This window comes from Flavobacterium proteolyticum, from assembly GCF_015223105.1.
Lineage (GTDB): Bacteria > Bacteroidota > Bacteroidia > Flavobacteriales > Flavobacteriaceae > Flavobacterium > Flavobacterium proteolyticum.
The window spans coordinates 300073-322376 of record NZ_JADFTZ010000002.1 but is presented as its reverse complement, the minus strand read 5'-3'; the positions used below and the strand labels follow the sequence as shown (position 1 = coordinate 322376).

Below are 22304 nucleotides of genomic sequence, written 5' to 3'. Positions count from 1 at the left end.
TTTGCAACACGATAGCATACAAAAAATGTCCAAAAAAATCCTATTTCTTACTGGTACTCGTGCCGATTTTGGTAAAATAAAATCCTTGATTCAAATTTTGGAAGCACATCCCGAATTTGAACCATTTATTTTTGTTACAGGTATGCATTTGCAAAAAGAATATGGTTATACTTTGCTAGAAGTAGAACGATGTGGATTTACTAATATTCATACATTCGAAAATCACACGCACGAAACCACGATGGATTTGACTTTAGCGAAGACCATTGAAGGACTTTCTACTTATGTAAAATCTTGTGAGCCTGATATGATTGTCATTCATGGAGATAGAGTGGAAGCCTTAGCTGGTGCGATTGTAGGAAGTTTGAATAACATTTTAGTAGCGCATATTGAAGGAGGTGAAGTTTCTGGAACTATCGATGAGTTAATCCGTCACTCCACTAGTAAAATGAGTCACGTTCACTTTGTTTCTAATAAACAAGCCAAAAAACGTTTGATTCAAATGGGCGAATTAGAAAATGCTATTTTTACAATCGGTTCTCCGGATGTAGATATTATGTTTTCTAATACATTACCCGATTTAGAAACTGCTAAAAAGTATTATGAAATTGCATATGATAAATATGCAGTGGCAATGTTTCATCCAGTGACAACAGAAGCCAAATTCATGCAAGAATACGCAGACAATTTTGTAGAAGCTTTATTAGCGGATCATCATAATTATGTAGTCGTATATCCTAATAACGATTTAGGGAGTCAAACCATTTTAAAAGCGTATGAAAGATTAAAAGGAAATCCTCGTTTTCGAGTTTTTCCATCGTTGCGTTTTGAATATTTTTTAACTCTATTAAAAAAATCTCAGTTCATTATTGGAAATAGTAGTGCGGGTATTAGAGAAGCTCCTTATTATGGTTTACCCATTATCAATATCGGTACACGACAACAAAATAGAGCCCTTCACGCCGATATCATCAATGTAGATTATACATCAGAAAGTATTTCTAATGCTCTGAATGTTATAGATACTCATAAAGTACAACCAACAGAAAGTGATTTTGGAAAAGGAAATAGTGCCGAGTTGTTTTTGAAATCCTTATTAAATGAGGATATTTGGCAACTTAATCATCAAAAACAATTCAGAGATAGTTAATGCTTTTTAATACCCTACAGTATTTTATTTTTCTACCCATAGTATTTATTATTTACTGGTGGGCTAATAATAAGTCCTTAAAACTTCAAAATATTTTATTGCTAATTGCAAGTTATTATTTTTATGCTTGTTGGGATTGGCGGTTTTTATTTTTGCTTATTTTCTCTACTGGACTAGATTACTACACAGGGCTAAAGATGTATGATGCATCAACGATAAAAAGTAAGAAATTTTGGTTCTGGTTAAGCGTTGTTGTTAATTTAGGTTTTTTAGGTGTTTTCAAATATTATAATTTTTTTGCTGCATCATTTGCTGATTTTTTAAGCCATTTTGGTTTTCAGGTAAATATAGGAACACTTGAAATTATTCTACCTGTTGGTATTTCTTTTTACACGTTTCATGGTTTGTCTTATGTGATTGATATTTATAAAAATCGTATCGAACCTGAGCGTAATATTGTCGATTACTCATTATTTGTGAGTTATTTTCCTTTATTGGTAGCAGGTCCAATTGAAAGAGCGACTCACTTGTTACCTCAATTAAAAAAGAAAAGAGATTTTTCCTATTATAATGCGGTAGATGGGCTAAGACAAATTTTATGGGGGTTGATTAAAAAAGTAGTAATAGCTGATAATTGTGCTCTTTATGCTAATGCGATTTTTGACAATCCTGAAAGCCATTCGGGTAGTAGCCTAGTTTTAGGAGCTGTGTTTTTTGCTTTTCAGATTTATGGTGATTTTTCGGGTTACTCGGATATTGCTTTAGGAAGTTCTAGATTATTAGGAATAGAATTATTGAAAAACTTTAATTATCCTTATTTTTCTAGAGATATTGCCGAGTTTTGGCGTCGTTGGCACATTTCATTATCTACTTGGTTTCGCGATTATTTATACATTCCTTTAGGTGGAAGTCAAGGCGGCATGTGGATGAAAGTTAGAAATACCTTTATTATCTTTTTAGTCAGTGGTTTTTGGCACGGTGCTAATTGGACTTTTATCGTTTGGGGCGCATTAAATGCCCTTTATATTATGCCGTCTATTATTTTAAACACGAATAGAAATAATTTAGAGATTGTAGCAAAAGGGAAATTTTTGCCTTCAGTTAAAGATTTTTGCCATATTCTATTAACTTTTGGTCTTACCGTAATAGCCTGGATATTTTTTAGAGCAGCATCTGTTAGCCAAGCTTTTTTGTATTTAAAAGGGATTTTTTCAAATTCTATACTTTCGATACCTGAGAATTTACCCAAAATGGAACTATTACTTTGTGGCTGTTTTTTATTGATGGAATGGTTAGGAAGAGAAAATAATTATGCGATAGCTAATTTTGGAAAGAGTTGGTATGTTATTTTTAGATGGAGTTTTTATCTGTTCCTGATTTTGATGTTGATTTATTTTGGTGCCAAGGAGCAGAATTTTATATATTTTCAATTTTAATTGATGAAAAGATTTATTAAAAGAATATTTGTTTTTTCTTTATTGACATTCATAATGTTAATTGGGATTATTGTGTCATCCAACATTTTAATTAATAAAGATTCCAATTTTTCAATTGATAAAAATTACGCGTATATTGTACTAGGTCACTCACATCCTGAAGAAGCTTTTAATGATTCTGTAATTCAAAAAACAAAAAATTTTGCTAGAGGTGGAGAACATTATTTTTATACTTATTTAAAAGCAAAAAAAATTATAGAATCCAATCCAAATGTTAAAGTAGTTTTTTTAGAACTTACTAATAATCAGATTTCTACTGATATGACTAAGTGGATTGAAGATACTCAAAAAAATCTTGTGAATATTCCCAATTTTGCTCCCGTTATGACTTTTGAGGATCATTCTTTTTTGATAAAACAGAATCCATGGAGTTATTTTAAATCCCAAGAAATGGTTATCAAGAATAATTTAAATTTTCTGTTATATCGAAAAAAAAACATATTGGATCAACGTGATTGGGGTAGTTTTTATGCCAACCCTAGACAGAAAGTAGATTCCATTATTAAAAGTAATGAAAAGCAGAAAAAACTTAACTCTACGAAAATAGTAGTCGATACTACTAATCTACCCTTTGTTGATAAAATAGCATCGATTTGTAAAAAAAGAGGAATCCAATTATTTTTAATAAGATCGCCACAACACCCCAAATATGCTTATTGTGAAAATGAAGAACAATTACAAAAAAATTTAAAAACTAGATATTCACAACTGTTTTATTTAGATTTTGAAAACTTCTATTTGTTAAATGATGATTATGCCGATTTAGAGCACTTAAATTATAAAGGTGCTAAGAAATTCTCATTATTTTTTGATGCTTTGCTCAAGAAAGGACTTGTTGAAAGTTCTAATCCCGAACAATTGGTTCAAGATGAAATTGTAAAGCACAATACAATCAAATAGTGTTTTTCTAATTCTTTAAATAGTTTCTCAATTCAAAGAAATACCCGATATTTGGCAACTAAATCATCAAAAACAATTTAGAGATAATTAAATGTTTTTCAACTCCTTATCCTTCGCTATATTTTTACCCATTGTATTTTTACTGTATTGGTTCGTTTTTAATAAAAACAAAACCACGCAAAATGCGGTATTAATTGTAGCGAGTTATTATTTTTATTCGTGTTGGGATTGGCGTTTTCTGTTTTTATTGGTGTTTTCTACTTTGTTGGATTACTTCAGTGCCATTATGATGGAAACCAGTACGACCGATAAAAAGCGAAAGTTTTGGTTGTGGTTGACTATTGGAATCAATTTAGGATTTTTAGGTGTTTTCAAATACTATGATTTCTTTGCGCAATCTTTTGCCGATTTGTTGCATGGTTTCGGAGTTCAAACCAATCCTGTTTTATTGAAATTGATTCTTCCTGTTGGAATATCCTTTTATACGTTTCACGGCTTGTCGTATGTGATTGATATTTATTACAAACGCATTACTGCCGAACGCAATTTTATCGATTACTCGTTATTCGTGAGTTACTTTCCGCTTTTAGTAGCTGGGCCTATTGAAAGAGCGACGCACTTATTACCGCAAGTGAAAATCAAACGTTATTTTAATTTTGAAAAAGCCAAAGAAGGGGTTTGTCAAATTATTTGGGGACTGGTCAAAAAAGTAGTAATTGCGGATAGTTGTGCTACTTATGCTAATGCTGTTTTTGATAATTACGAGTCCATGAATTCGTTATCCTTAATATTAGGAGCGGTCTATTTTGCTTTCCAAATTTATGGCGATTTTTCAGGGTATTCTGATATTGCATTAGGAACCTCAAAATTATTTGGAATCGATTTATTAAAGAATTTCAATTATCCCTATTTTTCCAGAGATATTGCCGAATTTTGGCGTCGTTGGCATATCTCATTATCATCATGGTTTCGTGATTATTTGTACATTCCGTTAGGCGGAAGTCAAGGTGGTATGTGTATGAAAGTGCGAAATACCTTCATCATTTTCTTAGTGAGCGGATTCTGGCATGGCGCTAATTGGACGTTTATTGTGTGGGGTTTGTTGAATGCGATTTACTTCTTGCCTTTGTTGTTACAAAATAAGAATCGTTCTAATATGGGCGAAATTGTAATGAGTTGGGATTTCAATAGCGTAAAAACCATTTTAAATATTTTAGGCACGTTTGTTTTAACCACTATTGCTTGGATTTTCTTCAGAGCCAAATCTATTTCAGAAGCTATTGGGTATATCCAAAAAATGGTAACCGATTTCCATTTTGATTCGCAGTATTTGAGTAACGAACGTTATAGTTTTGAATTGCTATTTTTGGTATTGGTTTTTGTATTTGTAGAATGGTTCAATCGTACCAAAGTAGAGCCTTTATCAGGAAAGGCAAGTTGGCTTAAAGTAACTTTAGCGATTTTAGCTTTATTGGCTTTAGGTGTGTATTCCGATTATAAAGAATTTATTTATTTCCAATTCTAATGAAACAGTTTTTAATCTTTATAGGGAAAATTTTGTTGGTGCTTTTGCTCTCTGCTTTTGCATTGGATTTTATTTATACTACTGTTTTTGCGCAATCGGAAACTCGAAATAAAGTGGAACACGTTATCAATTCGAAACCACAAAACTATGATGTGATTATTTTAGGAACTTCTAGAGCCAATAATCATTTTGTATCCGAATTGTTTGAAAAAGAAGGTCTGAAAACCTTTAATTATGGAATGAGTGGCGCCCATTTGTTTGAAACTTCATTACTTTTAAAATTGATGGTTGAAAGAGGATGGAAAATAAAAAATGTAATCGTAGAAACCGATTTGAATTTATCCAACGAAAAACGTGATGATGGTACTTTCGGTCGCTTTATGCCTTTTATGCACCAATCGAAAACTATAACGAAACATTTTAAAAACGAACCCGATTTTACCGAATTGTATTATGTGCCGTTTTATCGTTACATACAATTTGATGCTAAAGTAGGTTTTAGAGCTTGGTATAAAACATTGGTAAACGAACCAACCAATACTTTGTCTAATAACGGATATTATCCTCTTGGATTTAATCCTAAGGCCAATATGAAAAATAATATTGAAAGTTTAGTGCCTTTACGTAACCGTTATTTCGAAGAAATTAAGCAAATTTGTAAAACTAATCATATCAATTTAATTGCCGTTACAACTCCAATGTGTTCTAATGTAAAAGGAATGGATTACTTTAAAAAAGTAAAAGCGTTGTATCCTGAAATTAAAGAGTACGAACATGTAGTGGAGGGAGATCAATACTTTTCATCTTGTGGCCATTTGAATGATAAAGGAGCTAGGTTGTACACCGCAAAAATTATTGAAGATTTATTTAAAAAATAGTACATGCTTTTTAACTCGTTAGAATTTTTACTTTTTCTACCTACTGTTTTTTTCTTGTATTGGTTTGTATTTAAAAACCAATTGCGAGCACAAAATATATTGTTGTTGGTAGCCAGTTATATTTTCTACGGTTGGTGGGATTGGCGTTTTCTATCTTTAATTATTGCAAGTACTTTTCTAGATTATTTTGTTGCGATTCAATTAGGAAAAACAGCCATTTCCAAAAAGCGAAAATTGCTATTAGGAATTAGTTTGGTCGGGAACTTGGGAATGTTAGGATTCTTTAAGTATTACAATTTTTTTGTGGCAAGTTGGATAGAAGCTTGGTCAAGTGTCGGAATTACCATGGAAGCCAGTACCTTAAATATTATACTTCCCGTAGGGATTTCATTTTATACCTTCCAAACATTGAGTTACACCATTGATGTGTACCGAAAGGAAATGGAACCTACAAAAAGTTTCATCGATTTTGCTGCTTTTGTTACGTTCTTTCCACAGTTAGTAGCGGGACCAATTGAACGAGCCTCGCATTTATTACCTCAGTTTTATAAAAACCGAACTTTTGATTATCAAAACGCGGTGGACGGTGTCAAATTGATTATTTGGGGAATGTTCAAAAAGGTTGTAGTAGCAGATAACTGTGCTTTTTTTGTCAATAAAATTTTTGAAAATCCAGAAGCGTATTCCAGTGGTGAATTGTTTGTAGGAATGGTATTCTTCGCTTTTCAAATTTATGGGGATTTTTCAGGATATTCAGATATCGCTATTGGATTATCCAAACTTTTTGGATTTGATTTAATGGTGAATTTTAAGTTTCCTTATTTCTCACGCGATATCGCAGAATTTTGGCGTCGTTGGCACATTTCATTATCTACTTGGTTTCGCGATTACATTTATATTCCACTTGGGGGTTCAAAAGGTTCGCAAGTGTTTCAAATTCGAAACGTGATGATTATCTTTTTGGTAAGTGGTTTTTGGCATGGTGCCAACTGGACTTATGTAGTTTGGGGTTTATTTCATGCCTTACTATTTTTACCATTATTACTTTTCAACATAAATAGAAGTCACTTGATTACCAAATCTTATGGTTGGCTCGATTTTGCTAAAATTGGTTTAACCTTTTTAGTAGTTTGCATCGGTTGGGTATTTTTTAGAGCAGATTCTATATCAGATGCTTTTCAGTATTTAGCGCATCTATTTGAATTGAAAAATTTAGGATTATCCTTATTCTATAAAACTAATGCTAATTTGATGATTTTTGCACTAAGTGTATTGGCAGTCGGAATTTTAAGTATGCAAGAATTACTTTGGGTGACTAAAAAAAGAGAATTGCCTAAAATCTCCGCTTTTGGAGCTTTGCTTTTAGTGTTGTTGATTTTCTTTATGGGCAGTTTTAAAAATCAAATGGACTTTATTTATTTTCAATTCTAATGAAAAAGTTTTTAACCAAAATCGTACTTTATACTTTTTTCATTCTTTTGATTGGAAATGGAATCGCATGGCTGTCTTTATATTTCATTGGAAAATCGAATTTATACAAACCTCAATTTGTCAAAAACGGTGTAAAAGAAAAGCATTTTGATTATGTGGTATTAGGTTCTAGCACAGGATTAACTACGTTAGACACGAAATTAATTGACGAAAAATTAAAAACAAAGGGCTTGAATATTAGTATGGATGATTCCGCTTTGAGTTCTCATTATTTGATGTTGCAATTTTTCTACCAACAACAAAAAACAACGGATTATCTGGTTTTAGCAGTAACGCCTTGGGATTTAGCCAATGAAAATCCAGTTTTGAATAATAACGATTATCGCTTTTTATCAGAACGCAATACAAAGGCTGTTAGCGGGTATTACCAATCTATTCCTTACGAAGGATTTCCTGTTTTAAAATATGCTACTTATTTCCCTTTGGTGGGAGTTAGTTATTACAATACGGAACTTTTTTATCCTTCTTTATTCACCATTTTGAAACCAGAAAAGCGTAATCGATTTGATGAAAAAGGAAATTATAGTTATCCCAATTTAGGAGCTCCATTACAAGCAGAAGTAACGACTACAGCAATACAATTTAAGAATCCTTATTTCAAAAAAATAAAAGATTTTTGTCAAAAGAATGGCATTACATTGGTTTTATACCAATCGCCATTATATAAAAATTCGGTACAAGTTACTACAAAAGATTATTTTGTAAATCATTCCGATTTTATTTCGGTAGATTCCTTATTTTATGATAATTTGCACGTGAATAGTTTAGGTAGAGCCCAATGTTCCCAAGATTTTGCTGTCCAATTTAATACCATTCGAAATGCTAACCGTAAGTAATTATCATTACATAAGGGAAGATTATTCTGCTCCTTATCCGAGTATTTTTGGAGTTACTCCGACAGCATTTAAAAAGCAGTTGAAATTGTTTAAAAATGAAGGTGATTTGATTACACCTTCTGAGTTTTTGGCAAATTATGAGGAATTGGTTGTTTCAAAAGATAATTTTTTCTTTATCACTTTCGATGATGGTTTAAAAGAACAATTCGATTTTGCTCTTCCCATTTTAGATGAATTGGGTATGCAGGCTATTTTCTTTGCCAATTCCATGAATACTGAGGAAGGTCGCGTGAGTACGGTGCATAAAATTCATTTATTGCGTTCGGTTATTCCATCTCATTTGTTGTTGGATTATCTAAAAGAGCAGAAGATTGCGATGCTAACACAAGAAGAATTGCAAAAAGCTACAACCAATTACAGATTTGATGATACAGCGAGTGCAGAATTAAAGTATTTGCTTAATTTTAAAATCTCATTTGATGTACAAGAATTGTTAGTGCAATCAATTTTTGAAAAGCATTTTTTAGAAAGTGAAATTTTAGAATCGCTATACATGTCGAAGTCACAATTGCAGTATTTGGCAAATATAGATTGTTTAGGTAGTCATACGCATACACATTATCCATTAGGATTGTTGCGTGAAGATAAATTGATTTATGAATTAGAGCATAGTAAAAACTATTTGGAACAACTATCGGGTAAAGCTATCCAAATGATTGCTTATCCTTATGGAACGCCAGAAGCTTGTACTGATTTAGTGGCTGAAACTGCTAAAAAAGTCGGATATTTGTATGGTTTTACTACAAAGAAAGGGATTATCGAGAAATCTCAAAATAAATTGCTTTTGAACCGATTTGATTGCAATGATGTAGTAGGAGGTAAGAATTATAAACCGTAAGAAGTTACACTATTAAAATAGCAATATGAAGGATTTTTCTCAATTGAGGAAAAATTTAAAAAAGGATTTTTCAGGATTTAAGTCTTTAAAAGTAGCCATATTAGGAGATACTTCCACTCAGTTTTTGTCTCAAGCTATCCGTGGTGAAGGTTTTGATGCGGAATTAGATTTGCAAATTTGGGAAGCTGATTTTAACCAAATTGAAATGCAGGTATTTAATTCTGATTCCGAAATGTATGCCTTTCAACCTGATATCATTGTACTTTTTTTGTCTTCTCATAAATTGCTAAACAAGTACAACAAACTTAAAGTCGAACAACAATCAAGTTTAGCAACGAGAGAAATTGAAAATATTGAGGCTATTGTTGCTAATATTTCTTCGAATTCAACCGCTAAAATCATTTATTACAACTATAATGAAATCGATGATGCCGTTTTTGGAAGTTATGCTACTAAAACGGAAACATCATTTTTATACCAACTTCGAAAGTTAAATTTCGAGTTAATGCATATCGCAAATCGAACTACAAATTTTTATATCTGCGATTTAGCTACCATTCAAAATCAAGTGGGAAAAGCCAATTTTTTTCATACTTCAGTTTACATTAGTACTGAAATGGTTTTAAGTTTAAATGTGCTACCATTAGTAGCTCAGAAAACTGTTGACATCTTAAGCGTACTAAATGGGAAGTTGAAAAAATGTGTTATTCTCGACTTAGACAATACTGTTTGGGGAGGAATTATCGGTGATGATGGTATAGAGAATGTTCAAATTGGAAGTTTGGGAATTGGAAAAGCATTTACTGAATTTCAATATTGGATTAAAAAGCTTAAAAATAGAGGGATTATTGTTGCCGTTTGTAGTAAAAATACAGAATCAATTGCAAAAGAACCTTTTGAAAAGCATCCGGATATGGTGTTACGATTGGAAGATATTTCCGTTTTTATTGCCAATTGGGAAAACAAAGCCGATAATATTAGAGATATTCAACGCATTTTAAATATAGGTTTTGATTCTATGGTTTTTTTGGATGATAATCCTTTCGAACGTAATTTAGTACGAGAAAATATATCTGGAATTACGGTTCCCGAGTTACCTGAAGACCCAGCGGAATATTTAGAATACCTGTATACTTTAAATTTATTTGAAACCAATTCCTTTTCAGATGAAGATAAAGAACGTACTAAATTGTATCAAATAGAAGCGCAACGCACGGTTACCAAACAGAAGTTTACAAACGAAGATGATTTTTTGAAAAGTTTGGATATGATTTCTGTAGTCGCTTCTTTTACTAAATTTAATATTCCAAGGGTCGCCCAATTATCGCAACGATCTAATCAATTTAATTTAAGAACTGTTCGTTATACCGAATCGGATATCGAAAATCTTGCAAAATCCAATGAATATGCTACTTTTGCTTTTACCCTTGAAGATAAATTTGGGGATAATGGTTTGATAGCAGTTGTTGTTTTAAAGAAGAATAGCGAAACAGATTTGTTTATTGAGTCTTGGTTTATGAGTTGTCGTGTATTAAAACGCGGAATGGAAAACTTTATGTTGAATACTTTAACAGCGTATGCAAAAGCGAATGGTTTTGAACGTATTATAGGTGAATATATTCCAACTCCAAAAAACGAAATTGTAAAAAATCATTATCAAAATTTAGGTTTTGAGCAAGAAAATGATTTCTGGTTTTTACCATTGAAAGCATATAAAGAAAGAACCAATTACATCACTTTGAAGTCACATGAATAATTTATGAGTACCATTTTAAAGGTTATATTAGATAAGATTAAAGCAAAAAATCCAAAGCATTACGAAAAATTAGTGGCTCATTTGGAAGGTTATGGTACTGATTATGAAAACTTAGCCAATTCTTTTTTCAATAAATACAATGAATATCTAGAGCGTAATCAAAAATCAATCGATTTTGGTGTGGATTGTTATCTTCATATGATTGAAGATATGTTAGAAGAACGATTCAAATTCATTAGAGAAGGAAAGTATTCTAATAGTTCTTTCGATGATGTAGAAAAAAGAATCTACGGTAATCCCGAAATCATGACGTATCACATGCATGGTTTGGTTTTGGCCCAATTTCTTTGGTTTGATCAATATGAACGCATTTTGTTTTTTATTGAAAACATTAATAAATACGCTAAAGGCGGAAAAAAATATTTAGAAATTGGTGGCGGACACGGTTTGTATATGAACGAAGCCGTAAATTTGCTAACGAATATCGAAAAATTTGATTTGGTTGATATTAGTCAAAGCTCATTAGATTTAGCACAAGGTATTATTAATACGAATCAAGTAAACTATTTTCTAAAAAATATTTTTGATTTTAGAGAAAGTGAAACCTATGATTTTATTACCATGGGTGAGGTGTTAGAGCATGTAGAAGAACCGCTGAATTTGTTGAATAAAATCAACCAATTGTTAAATAAAGATGGAGTTTGTTATATTACTACTCCAATTAATGCCCCAATGATTGATCATATTTATTTGTTTCACAATGAAACTGAAATTAGAGATATGCTAAATCAGGCAGGTTTTGAAATCATTGAAGAAAGAATTGTAATTTCTGAAAAAATAACAGAAAAGCAAGCAGCAAAATTCAAAGTACCAGTAATGTATGCTGCTTTTATAAAGAAACAATAAGTATGGAAAGAGAACAAATATTAAAAGATATTAATGCAATTTTTATTGATATTTTAGATAACGAAGACATCGTTTTAACTAATGAAACCACAGCAGCTGATGTAGATGGTTGGGATTCATTAACACATATTCAATTAGTGGTAGCTTTTGAAAATCATTTTGGTATTCGATTTACCACTATGGAAATTCAAGGTTGGGAAAATGTAGGTGCAATTGTAGCTTGTATTAGTTCTAAATGTTAGACAAACATCTCATACGCTTTGCAACATTAGAAGATGTTGATGCTATAATGACTTTCATTAATGAAAATTGGAAAGAAGGTCATCTATTGGCAACCAATAAGTCTTTTTTTCTTTACGAATACCAATGTGGAGAACGTATTAATTTCGCTTTAGCGATTGATGTTACAAATAATAAAATTGTAGGACTTTGTGGTTTTATAAAAAACACAGAAGCCTATCAAAACAGTTGTATTTGGGGTTCTATATGGAAAGTAATCAAAACTGATGACCCGATGTTGGGAATCAAGATTTTAGAATACTTACATACACAATCTGATTGTAAAATCTTTTCTTCATGTGGGATAGCTCCTAAGACCATTCCAATTTATCAATTCTTACGTTTTAAGACCGGAAAATTGAATCATTATTATAGATTGAATGATAAAGAATCGTATAATATTGCAAAAATTGTTTCCAAAGAAATTCCAGAATTTGTAGAAAACATTAAAGTTTCTTTCAAGGAATTTAATACTTTTTCCGATTTACAAGCGCATTTTGATATATCATCTTTTTCTGAAGCATTACCATATAAAGACGCTTGGTATCTAGAAAAGCGCTATTTCAATCATCCCGTTTATCAGTATAAAATTTTTGGTATTGATGAAAATTTGGGACAGCTAAATTCGATTCTAATTACAAGAGAAGTTGCTTATAATGGAGTAAAAGTACTAAGAATAGTTGATTTCATTGGAGATTATACGCAATTAGCAGGAATTGGATATGCGATTCAACAGGTAATGAAAAAAAATGATTATGAATATGTTGATCTTTACGCTGGCGGATTACAGTTAGATGTCATTGAACAAGCAGGATTCCAATTAAAAACAGATGCTGATTTGAATTGCATTCCAAATTATTTTGAGCCGTTTGTTCAAGAAAATACAGCGATACATTATTTTACCACTTCCGAACAAGATTTTTTAATTTTTAAAGGAGATGGTGACCAAGATAGACCTAATTTTATTCCCCAATCCTAGCTAAAATTTATAGATGAGAGTTGTATTAATAGTACCAGATGGTGTAGCGGTTAGAAATTATTTGTATTCGAGTTTTATAAACGAATTGCAAGCAAAAGGTGTTGAGGTAGTTCTTTACCATCAAATATCAAATGCGGCTATTGAAGAAGTAAAAAGAGTGCAACCTACTTTGACAGAAATCAAAGCTATCCCTCATTTTATAGAAAAACCAAAAGCCCGACTTTTACGAGAAAGTTTGGCTTATGCCCGTTTGAAGGTTAATACTAAAATATTAAAGAATCCTACTGTAATGGATTTTTGGAATCGCAACCAAAAAAGCCTAAAACAAAAAATGTTGTATCGATTGGCAGAAGTTTTGGGAACCGTTTTTTCTTGGAATTACAATTTAATTTTAAAAATGGAAGCGTTGTATGATGCCGAAATTTCTAAAGATGCTATTTTCGAAAAGATTGCAAAAGATATCGAGCAATTAAATCCCGATTATATTTTAAACTTACATCAACGTGCCCCAATAAGTGCTCCAATTATTGCTGTTGCTAAGAAGAAAAAAATTCGAACAGCAACTGTAATTTTTTCATGGGACAATGTGCCAAAAGCACGTTTGATTTCAAGATATGATAAATACTTGGTTTGGTCTGATTTAATGAAGAATCAACTAACATTGCTTTATCCTGAAATCAAAATGGAACAAATTAAGGTGGTAGGATCGCCTCAATTTGAATTCTATTTTAGAGATGAATTTATTGAATCAAAAGAATTGTTTTTTAGTAAACATGGTTTGGATATCAACAAAAAGACAGTTTGTTTTTCAGCAAATGATGCAACATCACCTTATGAACCAAATTATTTAGAAGATATTTGTGAAGAAGTTTCAAAAATTGATGAATCAATTCGACCTCAAATACTGTTTAGAAAATGTCCAGTTGATAAAACAAATCGATTTGATAATATAATAGAAAAATATAAGAGTTTTGTTTTTCCAATTGATCCTGATTGGAGAATGGATGCAGGTTCTGGTAATTCTTTTTCTAGTATATATCCAGCTTTTAATGATGTATATTTATTAGTTAATACTTCCAAACATTCAGATGTTGTTATTAATTTAGGAAGTACAATGGCTCATGATTTTGCTGTTTACGATAAGCCCTGTTTATATTTGAATTATGATCCTGTTGAAAATTCAACTTGTAAAGTTGCCATGTGTTATGGATTTCAACATTTTAAAAGTATGGAGGGATTAGAAGCTGTAGGTTGGATTAATAGTAAAATAGATATTTCACGTAAAATAATTTTAGCTATTAATCATCCTGAGGAAACCGGACCTGATAGAAAGAAATGGATGCAGCGTATTGTTAATTATCCGTTGGATAAAAATAGTACTCTTCTAAGTGAGGCTATTGTTCAATAAATTTATTAATTGATTTTGGAATGAATTGAATTTCATTTTAGTAATCTATATATTAAGATGATGATAAATTTTGTAAATTTCTTATTAAAAAAAGTATTTCAACCTCAACCTATAAAGGATGAATATATAATTGAAGCATTTCATAAAACAGTTGCAGATGTGAAATTTCATAGTAAAATTTCAGATGAGGAAGTTAAGAATCGTATCATTACTAATAGTAATGACTTAGCTGTTTTTTTGTTTCGATTAGGAGAAATTTTGCATATTAATAATGAAGAACAATTAAAGCCTCAAATTCATTGGTTATTAAAAGAACTATGTTCATGCGAAATATATTTTAATAATCGAATAGATGTTGGATTTAATGTTACCCACGGACAAGGAACCGTTATTGGTAGTAGAAATAAAATAGGTAAAGGATTTATTATTCATCAAGGGTGTACTATCGGACATAAGAAGAATGGAAGTGGAGCAGGTAATATTATCGGAGATAATGTTACACTTTATGCGAATTCTTCAATAATTGGAGAATTAAATATAGGTAATAATGTAATTATTGGAGCCCATGTTTTAGTCACTAAAGATATTCCAGATAACACTGTGGTAACTATTAAAAATAATCAAAACTAATGCATATCTGTTTCCTAACTAACGAATATCCAAAAGCAGGCTTTCCACACGGAGGCTTGGGTAGTTTTGTAAAAACTATGGCGGAAACTTTAGTAGCTAAAGGAGTTCAGGTTACCGTTGTGGGTTTGAATTATGTTTTTTCTGATGAAATCGAAAATGTTAATGGTGTTAACGTTATTCGAATACGAAAAAGTAAAGTAAAAGGATTAGCTTGGTATTTCAATTCAAAAAATATCGGGAAAACTATTGCAGCCATTCATAAAAAAAATCCAATTGATATCGTAGAAGGAGCCGAATTGTCTCTTGCGTTTTTACCTAAAATTAAAGAGATAAAATACATCATTCGCTTACATGGTGGTCATCATTTTTTTGCTGAAGGAGAAAATAGAGGAATCAATTGGTGGAAAGGATTTCAAGAAAAGCGTTCTTTTAAAAAGGCAGCTGCTTTTATCGCGGTTTCTAATTATGTTAAAAGCCATACTGCAACCTATTTGAGTTATCATAACAAACCAATTGAAGTTATTTTTAACCCCATTAATAGCCAATTGTTTCAACCTAAAAACGTAGCAATTGAACCTAATAATATAACTTTTGCGGGAACTATTTGTGAGAAGAAAGGTGTACGTCAGTTGATTCAAGCTTTTCCATTAGTAAAAGAGCAATTTCCAAATGCTATTTTGAATTTGTATGGAAGAGATTGGTTGTTTCCTGATGGTAGTTCTTATATCAAAATGTTGAAAGAAATAGAGTTGCCAAAATTGGGTGAATATGCTAAGGATGTTGTTTTTCATGGTGCTGTTTCCTTTACTGAAATACCAAATGCTTATGCAAAAGCAGCGGTTTGTGTATTTCCTTCCCATATGGAAACTCTAGGATTAGTAGCTCCAGAAGCCATGGCAATGGAGAAACCTGTTGTTTTTACTAAGTTAGGACCAGGTCCAGAAGTAATTACTGATGGTGAAACCGGTTGGTTATGCAATCCTCATGAACCAAAAGATATTGCGAATGCCATCGTTGAAGTTTTAAGTAATCCTGAAAAAGCACAAGCAATTGCAAAACAAGCAAAGCGATTTGTTTCGGAAAAGTTTGCTCTACATGAAATCGCTCAAAATAATATAGATTTTTACAAAAAAATACTGCTTTTTTGATATTTGATTAGACTTTACCAGGTAATGTACAAATCTCTAGCCAGAAATTTTCTATTTTTAATATAGCTTCAAGAAAATCATCCATATCTAATGGTTTTTTTACATAACTGTTGCAATTGTTTTCGTAGGCTTGACTAATATCGTTTGCAAAAGAAGATGTAGTGAGCATTATAACAGGAATCTTCTTTAGATTAAGATCTGTTTTAATTTGTTTTAGTACTTCGTGTCCGTTGAAAATGGGTAGATTAATGTCTAAAAGTATAAGGTCTGGTCTTTTAGCTTCAATGAAATTACTTCTGTTGTATAAAAAGTCTAAAGCTTCTTGACCGTTTCTTGCTACACTGATTTCTGTATTTATTTTACTTTCTTCAAAAGCATCAATCGTAAGTAATATATCTCCTTCATTATCTTCTACCAAAAGAATATGTGCTGTTTTTTTTGAGTCCATTTTACTTCGTTTTTAAATTATAATCTACTTATTTCTTTTTATTCGACGTGTTTGTACTTATATGTTTTTTTCAACTTAATGTTCATTTGTTTTAGGGATTTCAAAATAAAATGTTGTTCCTTTTTCTAGTTCCGATTCTACCCAAATTTTACCTCCTAAGAAATCGATATGGCGTTTGACTATAGAGAGCCCAATACCTGTTCCTTCGTATTCTTCGCGATTATGAAGGCGTTGGAAAATAATGAAAATCTTACTATAGAATTTAGGGTCAATACCTATACCGTTATCTTTTACTGCAAATGTCCATTTGTCTTTTTCTTCTTTACAAGTAATTTTAATATTTGGAGCTTCTTCTTTTTTTGAATATTTAATAGCGTTGTCTAATAGTGAGTGGAATACCTGAGTAATTCCTGTTTTATAGGTTTTAATAACTGGAATAGCATCGGAAGTAATCACTGCTGATTTTTCAGCAATAATTTTTCCTCTTAATAGTTTGAAATCCGTAATTATTTCATTGATGTCTACTTTTTCAATTAAATCTGTTGGTCTTCCTGCTCTAGAATAATCTAAAAGATCTAAGATGATTTGCTTCATACGTTTTGAACCGTTTGTAGCAAATTCTATGTATTGTAGTGCTTTGTCATCTAATTTGTCCTCATATTTGCGTTTTAGCTGATCCATGAAGCTTGAAATCATTCGTAGCGGTTCTTGTAAATCGTGAGATGTAATAAAAGCAAATTGTTCTAATTCTTCGTTAGATCGTTCTAGTTCTTTGGCATACGATTGTAATGATTCGTTCAAGGCAATGAGTTGGGCTTCATGATTTTTTTGTTCTGAAATATCAGTCATAGCTCCAATCACTCGTACTACTTTTCCAAGATTATTTCTTAAAAATGTAGCGCGATCAATTACATAAGCTATAGATCCGTCTGCTTTTGTAAATCTATATTCTTCGTGCCAGTTTTTGAGATTTGGATCTTGCATGTATTGCCCTATTTTGCTTGTGATGCGTTCTCTATCGTCTTCGTGGATTAATGAAGCTAATAGTTCAAATGATGGTTTGGTGACTTCCAAGTCGTAACCGAATAAGGTTTGAAACCCTTTCCCCCAAAACAGCGTATTGTTTGCCACATCGTAGTCCCAAATAGCGTCATTAGTTGCTTCTGTTACTTTTTCAAAGCGTTCTTTTGCTTGTAGAATACTCGTTTCTGATTTTTTACGTTCTGTTATATCTCTAATGAAGGCACAGAAAAACAAATCTTCTCCTTGTTTTATGGGAATTACTGTTAATTCTATTGGAAATTCTTCGCCACTTCGTTTGATGGCACTTAATTCTAATAGTACATTTAGTGCTTTTCCTTCACCTGTTTTGAGATAGTGTTTCATGCCTTCTCTATGGTATTTTCGAAATGGTTCAGGTACAATTAGTTCGGATAGTTGTTGCCCAAGTGCTTCTGTTTCCTTCCAACCAAAAATTTCTTCGGCTTGCTTGTTCCAAAAAGTAATAGCTTCTGTCGTGTCGATACAAATGATGGCATCTAATGCGCCACTCATGATTAATTTTCTTTTTTCTTCGCTATCACTAATTTCTTTTTCGGTTCTTTTACGTTCTGTTATATCAACTATTATAGCTAAAAATCTTCTTTGGTTATTTTCTGTAACTAATTGTAAGTGCACTTCTACTGGGTAAAGAGTGCCATCTTTTCTTTGATGGTTTGTAAAAAAGATTAGTTTTTCCTTTTCTTTGTTTATTAAAGGCTTAGCCAGATCTTTAAACGAAGCTAGTTTATAATCGGGATTAATATCTAATGGTGTTAGTTTTTTTATTTCATCTGCAGTATAACCAATATTATTTATTGCACCTTTGTTAACGTAAATAAATTGAAAAGTATCTGCATCAAATAGATAAATCTCATTTAAACTGTTTTCTAGAGTGTTTTGTAGGCTGTTTTTTTGTAGTTCTACTATTTTTTGGTCATGAATGTCTTGAAAACTTCCATATAAACGTATGCATTTTTCATTTTTCATTTCAGCATTTCCTATGCATCTTACCCAACGTTCTTTGTTTTTGTCTGTCACTATAATGGCTTCGAAATCAAAAGGTATTCCCGTTTCTAAACTTATTGCTGTTTTTTCTGCCACCATTTGTCTAAAATCTTCTCTGTAGAAATTGATACCATCCTCTAAATTGGGTATAAACGTTTTAGGGTCGGTTTCATGAAGTTCGTACACGGTGTTTGACCAATACATTTTATTTTCTATACAATCAAGTTCCCAACTTCCTATTTTGGCTAATTTGGTTACTTGCGCTAATAGTTCTTCGTTTTGAGTTTCTTGCGTAATATCTAATAAAATGGAATTAAAAAGAATGGTGCCGTCTATAGAAAATTCAGGTTTTCCATAACCTTGAAGCATACGTTTTTCTCCATTAGGAGCAACCGAACGGAATTTAATTGACCAGTTTGTTCTGTTTATGATAGAATCAACAATGCTTTGCTTTACTGCCTCAAAATCGCCTCCTGCTTTGATTTGATTCCATGCTAAGTCAATATTGTTTGTAATTGTATCGGCTGTATATCCCCAAATTTTTTCTGCGCCTTTGCTTACATTTTTAATTTCTTCGCTGCCATCAGGATGAAGTAGGTATTGATAAACTACTCCCGGAATGTTATCTGATATGTTTTGTAATCGTTCTTCTGTTTCTTTACGATCGGTTATGTCTTGAAAACTACCTACAAATTTTACGCATGTACCATTTTCATATTCAGGATTTCCAATTACTCTTATCCATCGTTCTTTGTTACTTTTATTGATGATAATAGCTTCATAATCTAAATAGGCTCCTTCTGTAATGCTTTTGGTTATGCATTCTGTAACATAAGCTTTATGCTCTTCTTTGTAAAAGTTTATGGCTGTATTTACATCTGGAATGAATGTGTTTGGATCTGTTTCGTGTAAACGATGTACTTCTACTGACCAGAATAAATGGTTTTCAATTAAATTGTATTCCCAGCCGCCCACTTTGGCAAGTTCGCGTGTTTGTCTGTTGAGTTCTTTTATCTTTTTTTCCTCGGTAATGTTTTTTGCAGTGGCATAAATTAGTCCAACCTCCGAAGCAGTTCTAGATGTCCAGCTTAGCCAAATTACTTTTCCGGTTTTGGTTATGTATCTATTTTCAAATCTTAAAGTTGTTTGTCCTTTAGTGGTATTTTCAAGTTCTTCAATAGATCGGTTTTTGTCATCCGGATGGACAAATTTGTTAAAGGGTTGGTGCAGAATTTCGTTTTCTGTATAGCCTAATAAGTCACAAGCTGCTTTGTTTATTTTTAAAAATTTACCTTCAAAATCTGTTACGCATAGTAAATCAGGGATGGTGTTGTATAAATAATCTAAATCGTTTTCTAGTTTTTTTCGGTTGATTTCTGATCCTATGAATTGCTTTAAATGTTCAAAAAGTTTGATGTGTTTTTTTAAATGATTTATTTCTTTTTGTGTGGCTATTAGTAATACCCCTACAATATTGTTGTTTTGAATTAGCGGAAAACCAGCTGCATTTTTAAGTGCCGTTTTTTCAGCGGCTTCTTTGCGAATAAAATCATTATTCGTGTTAATTTCTTCCCAAAGTAAGGTCTTCTTTTTGCTCCATACTGTTCCAGGAAGACCTTCGTTTAGTTTAAAGTTTTGTACTTCTTTTGTTAATTCAGAAAATGAAGTTGCATTTGAAGAAGCTACATTATTTGTGATCAATTGTAGTAATGTATTTTCGATATTTGGCATCCATAATTCCACAAGGTCAAATCGGCCATAGTCGCAAATAGTTTGACAAAGTAATTTAGAAGATGCTAATAAATTTTTTTCGGAAGAGAAGTCTAGACTTATTTTTCCTAAAAGTTCTTTTTCAAGTTCTTTTTGTTTTTGCTCTGTTACGTCTCTTTGTATGGCTATCCAATGGGTATATATTCCTTTTTCATCAGCTACAGGCGATATTTTAAAATTATTCCAAAACTCTTCTCCGTTTTTTTTGTAATTTACTGTTGTGATTTCGTAGGATTCCCAATTTTCAATAGCTCTGCTCAATTTTTTAAGTTCCTCATGATCGGTATTTGGGCCGTGAAGGATTTTAGTTGTTTTTCCAATTACTTCAGCAGCATCATAACCTGTCATTTTCGTGAAAGCATCATTTACGTATATGATTTTGGGTCCAGAATAATCAATGAGTTCTACCTCTGTAATTACGACTGAATCTTTAGTATTTGTTACTACGCTACTTAGCAGCCTTAGTAGTTGCTCTTCTTCTCTTTGTTTTGTAATATCTCTAGAATTGGCAACAATTCCTCTAATGGCAGGATTGTCAATCATATTGGTTAACACTGTTTCAATCCATCTCCATTCGTTATTACCATCTTTAAGTCTGAAAGGTTCTACGATTACTTTTTTTTCTTTAGCTATTCTTAGCATGTAGTTTGAAGCTTTCTCGATATCTTCAGGATGGATAAAATCAAAAATTGTATTGCCTTGAAACTCTTCAGGAGTTATTCCTAAAATAGCGGTTGTTGTAGGGCTTGTATAACTATATTTACCATCTGCGTCAATAATGCTTATCATGTCGCCCCCTTCTTGTACTAAGGATTTGAAGCGTTGTTCACTTTGCAGTATTAGTTCTTCTTGTTCAATTCTTTTGGTAATATCTTGGCAAACAACCAATATGCACTCTTGGTTGTTGAAATCGATTTTATGACCATTAATTTCTACTTGAATAAGTGTTCCATCTTTTTTTAAATGGGTAAAAACGCCAAAATAGATATTTCCATTTTGGTTTTTAATAGTTGCATGAGCATTAAGAAGTTTTTCTATTTCATGCGGAGGTCTAATGTCCTTAATGGTTAGCTCCAGAAATTCTTCTTTTGAATATCCATAGTTTTCAATGGCAGCAATATTTACATCTAGAATTTGGAACGTTTGAAAGTTGTATATCCACGATGGTAAAGGGTTAAGGTTGAAAAGATTATAGTTTAAATGGTCTTTACTCATTATTAATTGCTTTTATATTGAACTAAAGTTTCGATGCTTAAATTAGTGATAATTTATTGATTGTCAACTTTTTATTTTTAATTTTATTGAATATAGTCCAGATTTTAAAGTAGGTCGATTTTGGAAGTGGGTGGGGTATTTCTATTTATTTTACAATTTGTATTTTTCTTTAATTTCAATTAGTATCTTTTTATCAATAGGTTTTGATATGTATTTTTCAATTAATGAAAATTGCGTTGTTTTTTCCATATCTGCTTTGTTGATAGACGAAGTGAGTACATAAATTGTTGTGTTATGTGATGAAATCACATGCTTTACTTTGTCTAGGAATTCCCATCCGTTCATTTCTGGCATATTGAGGTCAAGGAAAATTATATATTTATCTTCTTTTTGATATTCTTTTTCTAAAAAGTTAAAAGCATCTTTACCGTTATTAAATGTTTCAATTCCTTTAAAAACTGCAATAAGTTCTAAATTTTTTTTTAGAATTATAGTAGAAATTGGATCGTCATCTATTATGAAAATGTGTTTTTTCATAGGCAAAG

18 protein-coding genes are annotated in these 22304 nt (G+C 31.7%); 15 read left to right on the top strand and 3 right to left on the bottom strand.

What is annotated here, in order from left to right; translation table 11 throughout:
- The first annotated feature begins 25 nt into the window (after window positions 1–25).
- The 15 genes from neuC to IM755_RS06785 all read left to right on the top strand — a co-directional run bounded on the left by neuC (window position 26) and on the right by IM755_RS06785 (window position 16280).
- On the top strand, window positions 26–1150 hold the full coding sequence (neuC, locus tag IM755_RS06855; RefSeq protein ID WP_194095071.1) for a UDP-N-acetylglucosamine 2-epimerase: 1125 nt from the start codon (window positions 26–28) through the stop codon (window positions 1148–1150).
- Window positions 1150–2586, top strand: coding sequence for an MBOAT family O-acyltransferase (locus IM755_RS06850; RefSeq protein WP_194095069.1), 1437 nt, complete (start codon window positions 1150–1152; stop codon window positions 2584–2586). Before neuC ends, IM755_RS06850 begins: the two co-directional genes overlap by 1 nt.
- 3 nt (window positions 2587–2589) lie before the next feature.
- The gene (locus IM755_RS06845) at window positions 2590–3546 is read left to right on the top strand and encodes a hypothetical protein (RefSeq protein ID WP_194095067.1); all 957 of its coding nucleotides are present in this window, start codon (window positions 2590–2592) and stop codon (window positions 3544–3546) included.
- 91 nt (window positions 3547–3637) lie between these two features.
- On the top strand, window positions 3638–5071 hold the full coding sequence (locus IM755_RS06840; protein ID WP_194095065.1) for an MBOAT family O-acyltransferase: 1434 nt from the start codon (window positions 3638–3640) through the stop codon (window positions 5069–5071).
- Window positions 5071–5949 carry a hypothetical protein gene (locus IM755_RS06835; RefSeq protein WP_194095063.1) on the top strand — a complete coding sequence of 293 codons (879 nt, stop codon included), beginning with the start codon at window positions 5071–5073 and terminating at the stop codon, window positions 5947–5949. The genes IM755_RS06840 and IM755_RS06835 overlap by 1 nt, the downstream gene beginning before the upstream one ends.
- Before the next feature lie 3 nt (window positions 5950–5952).
- Window positions 5953–7380, top strand: a complete 1428-nt coding sequence (locus IM755_RS06830; RefSeq protein ID WP_194095061.1) for an MBOAT family O-acyltransferase — start codon at window positions 5953–5955, stop codon at window positions 7378–7380.
- The gene (locus IM755_RS06825; RefSeq protein WP_194095059.1) at window positions 7380–8276 is read left to right on the top strand and encodes a hypothetical protein; all 897 of its coding nucleotides are present in this window, start codon (window positions 7380–7382) and stop codon (window positions 8274–8276) included. The genes IM755_RS06830 and IM755_RS06825 overlap by 1 nt, the downstream gene beginning before the upstream one ends.
- Entirely contained in the window at window positions 8260–9174 is a 915-nt protein-coding gene (locus tag IM755_RS06820; RefSeq protein ID WP_194095057.1) for a polysaccharide deacetylase family protein, read from the top strand. Before IM755_RS06825 ends, IM755_RS06820 begins: the two co-directional genes overlap by 17 nt.
- A gap of 25 nt (window positions 9175–9199) precedes the next feature.
- Window positions 9200–10930 (top strand): HAD-IIIC family phosphatase, encoded by a 1731-nt coding sequence (locus tag IM755_RS06815; protein ID WP_194095055.1) that lies wholly within the window; start codon window positions 9200–9202, stop codon window positions 10928–10930.
- 3 nt (window positions 10931–10933) lie between these two features.
- Window positions 10934–11836 (top strand): class I SAM-dependent methyltransferase, encoded by a 903-nt coding sequence (locus IM755_RS06810; RefSeq protein WP_194095052.1) that lies wholly within the window; start codon window positions 10934–10936, stop codon window positions 11834–11836.
- Between the two features lie 2 nt (window positions 11837–11838).
- A complete protein-coding gene (locus IM755_RS06805) occupies window positions 11839–12078 on the top strand; it encodes an acyl carrier protein (RefSeq protein WP_194095050.1) in 240 nt (79 codons plus the stop codon).
- Window positions 12072–13094 (top strand): hypothetical protein, encoded by a 1023-nt coding sequence (locus tag IM755_RS06800; RefSeq protein WP_194095048.1) that lies wholly within the window; start codon window positions 12072–12074, stop codon window positions 13092–13094. The genes IM755_RS06805 and IM755_RS06800 overlap by 7 nt, the downstream gene beginning before the upstream one ends.
- A 13-nt stretch (window positions 13095–13107) precedes the next feature.
- Window positions 13108–14502, top strand: a complete 1395-nt coding sequence (locus IM755_RS06795) for a glycosyltransferase family protein (protein ID WP_194095046.1) — start codon at window positions 13108–13110, stop codon at window positions 14500–14502.
- Window positions 14503–14562: 60 nt separating this feature from the next.
- On the top strand, window positions 14563–15132 hold the full coding sequence (locus tag IM755_RS06790) for an LbetaH domain-containing protein (RefSeq protein ID WP_194095044.1): 570 nt from the start codon (window positions 14563–14565) through the stop codon (window positions 15130–15132).
- Entirely contained in the window at window positions 15132–16280 is a 1149-nt protein-coding gene (locus tag IM755_RS06785) for a glycosyltransferase family 4 protein (RefSeq protein WP_194095042.1), read from the top strand. The genes IM755_RS06790 and IM755_RS06785 overlap by 1 nt, the downstream gene beginning before the upstream one ends.
- 7 nt (window positions 16281–16287) lie before the next feature.
- Here IM755_RS06785 and IM755_RS06780 read toward each other — a convergent pair whose 3' ends face one another.
- The 3 genes from IM755_RS06780 to IM755_RS06770 form a co-directional block, all read right to left on the bottom strand.
- Window positions 16288–16728 carry a response regulator gene (locus IM755_RS06780; protein ID WP_194095040.1) on the bottom strand — a complete coding sequence of 147 codons (441 nt, stop codon included), beginning with the start codon at window positions 16726–16728 and terminating at the stop codon, window positions 16288–16290.
- A gap of 75 nt (window positions 16729–16803) precedes the next feature.
- Window positions 16804–21759, bottom strand: a complete 4956-nt coding sequence (locus IM755_RS06775) for a PAS domain S-box protein (protein ID WP_194095039.1) — start codon at window positions 21757–21759, stop codon at window positions 16804–16806.
- 150 nt (window positions 21760–21909) lie between these two features.
- On the bottom strand, window positions 21910–22296 hold the full coding sequence (locus IM755_RS06770) for a response regulator (RefSeq protein WP_194095037.1): 387 nt from the start codon (window positions 22294–22296) through the stop codon (window positions 21910–21912).
- Window positions 22297–22304 lie beyond the last annotated feature (8 nt).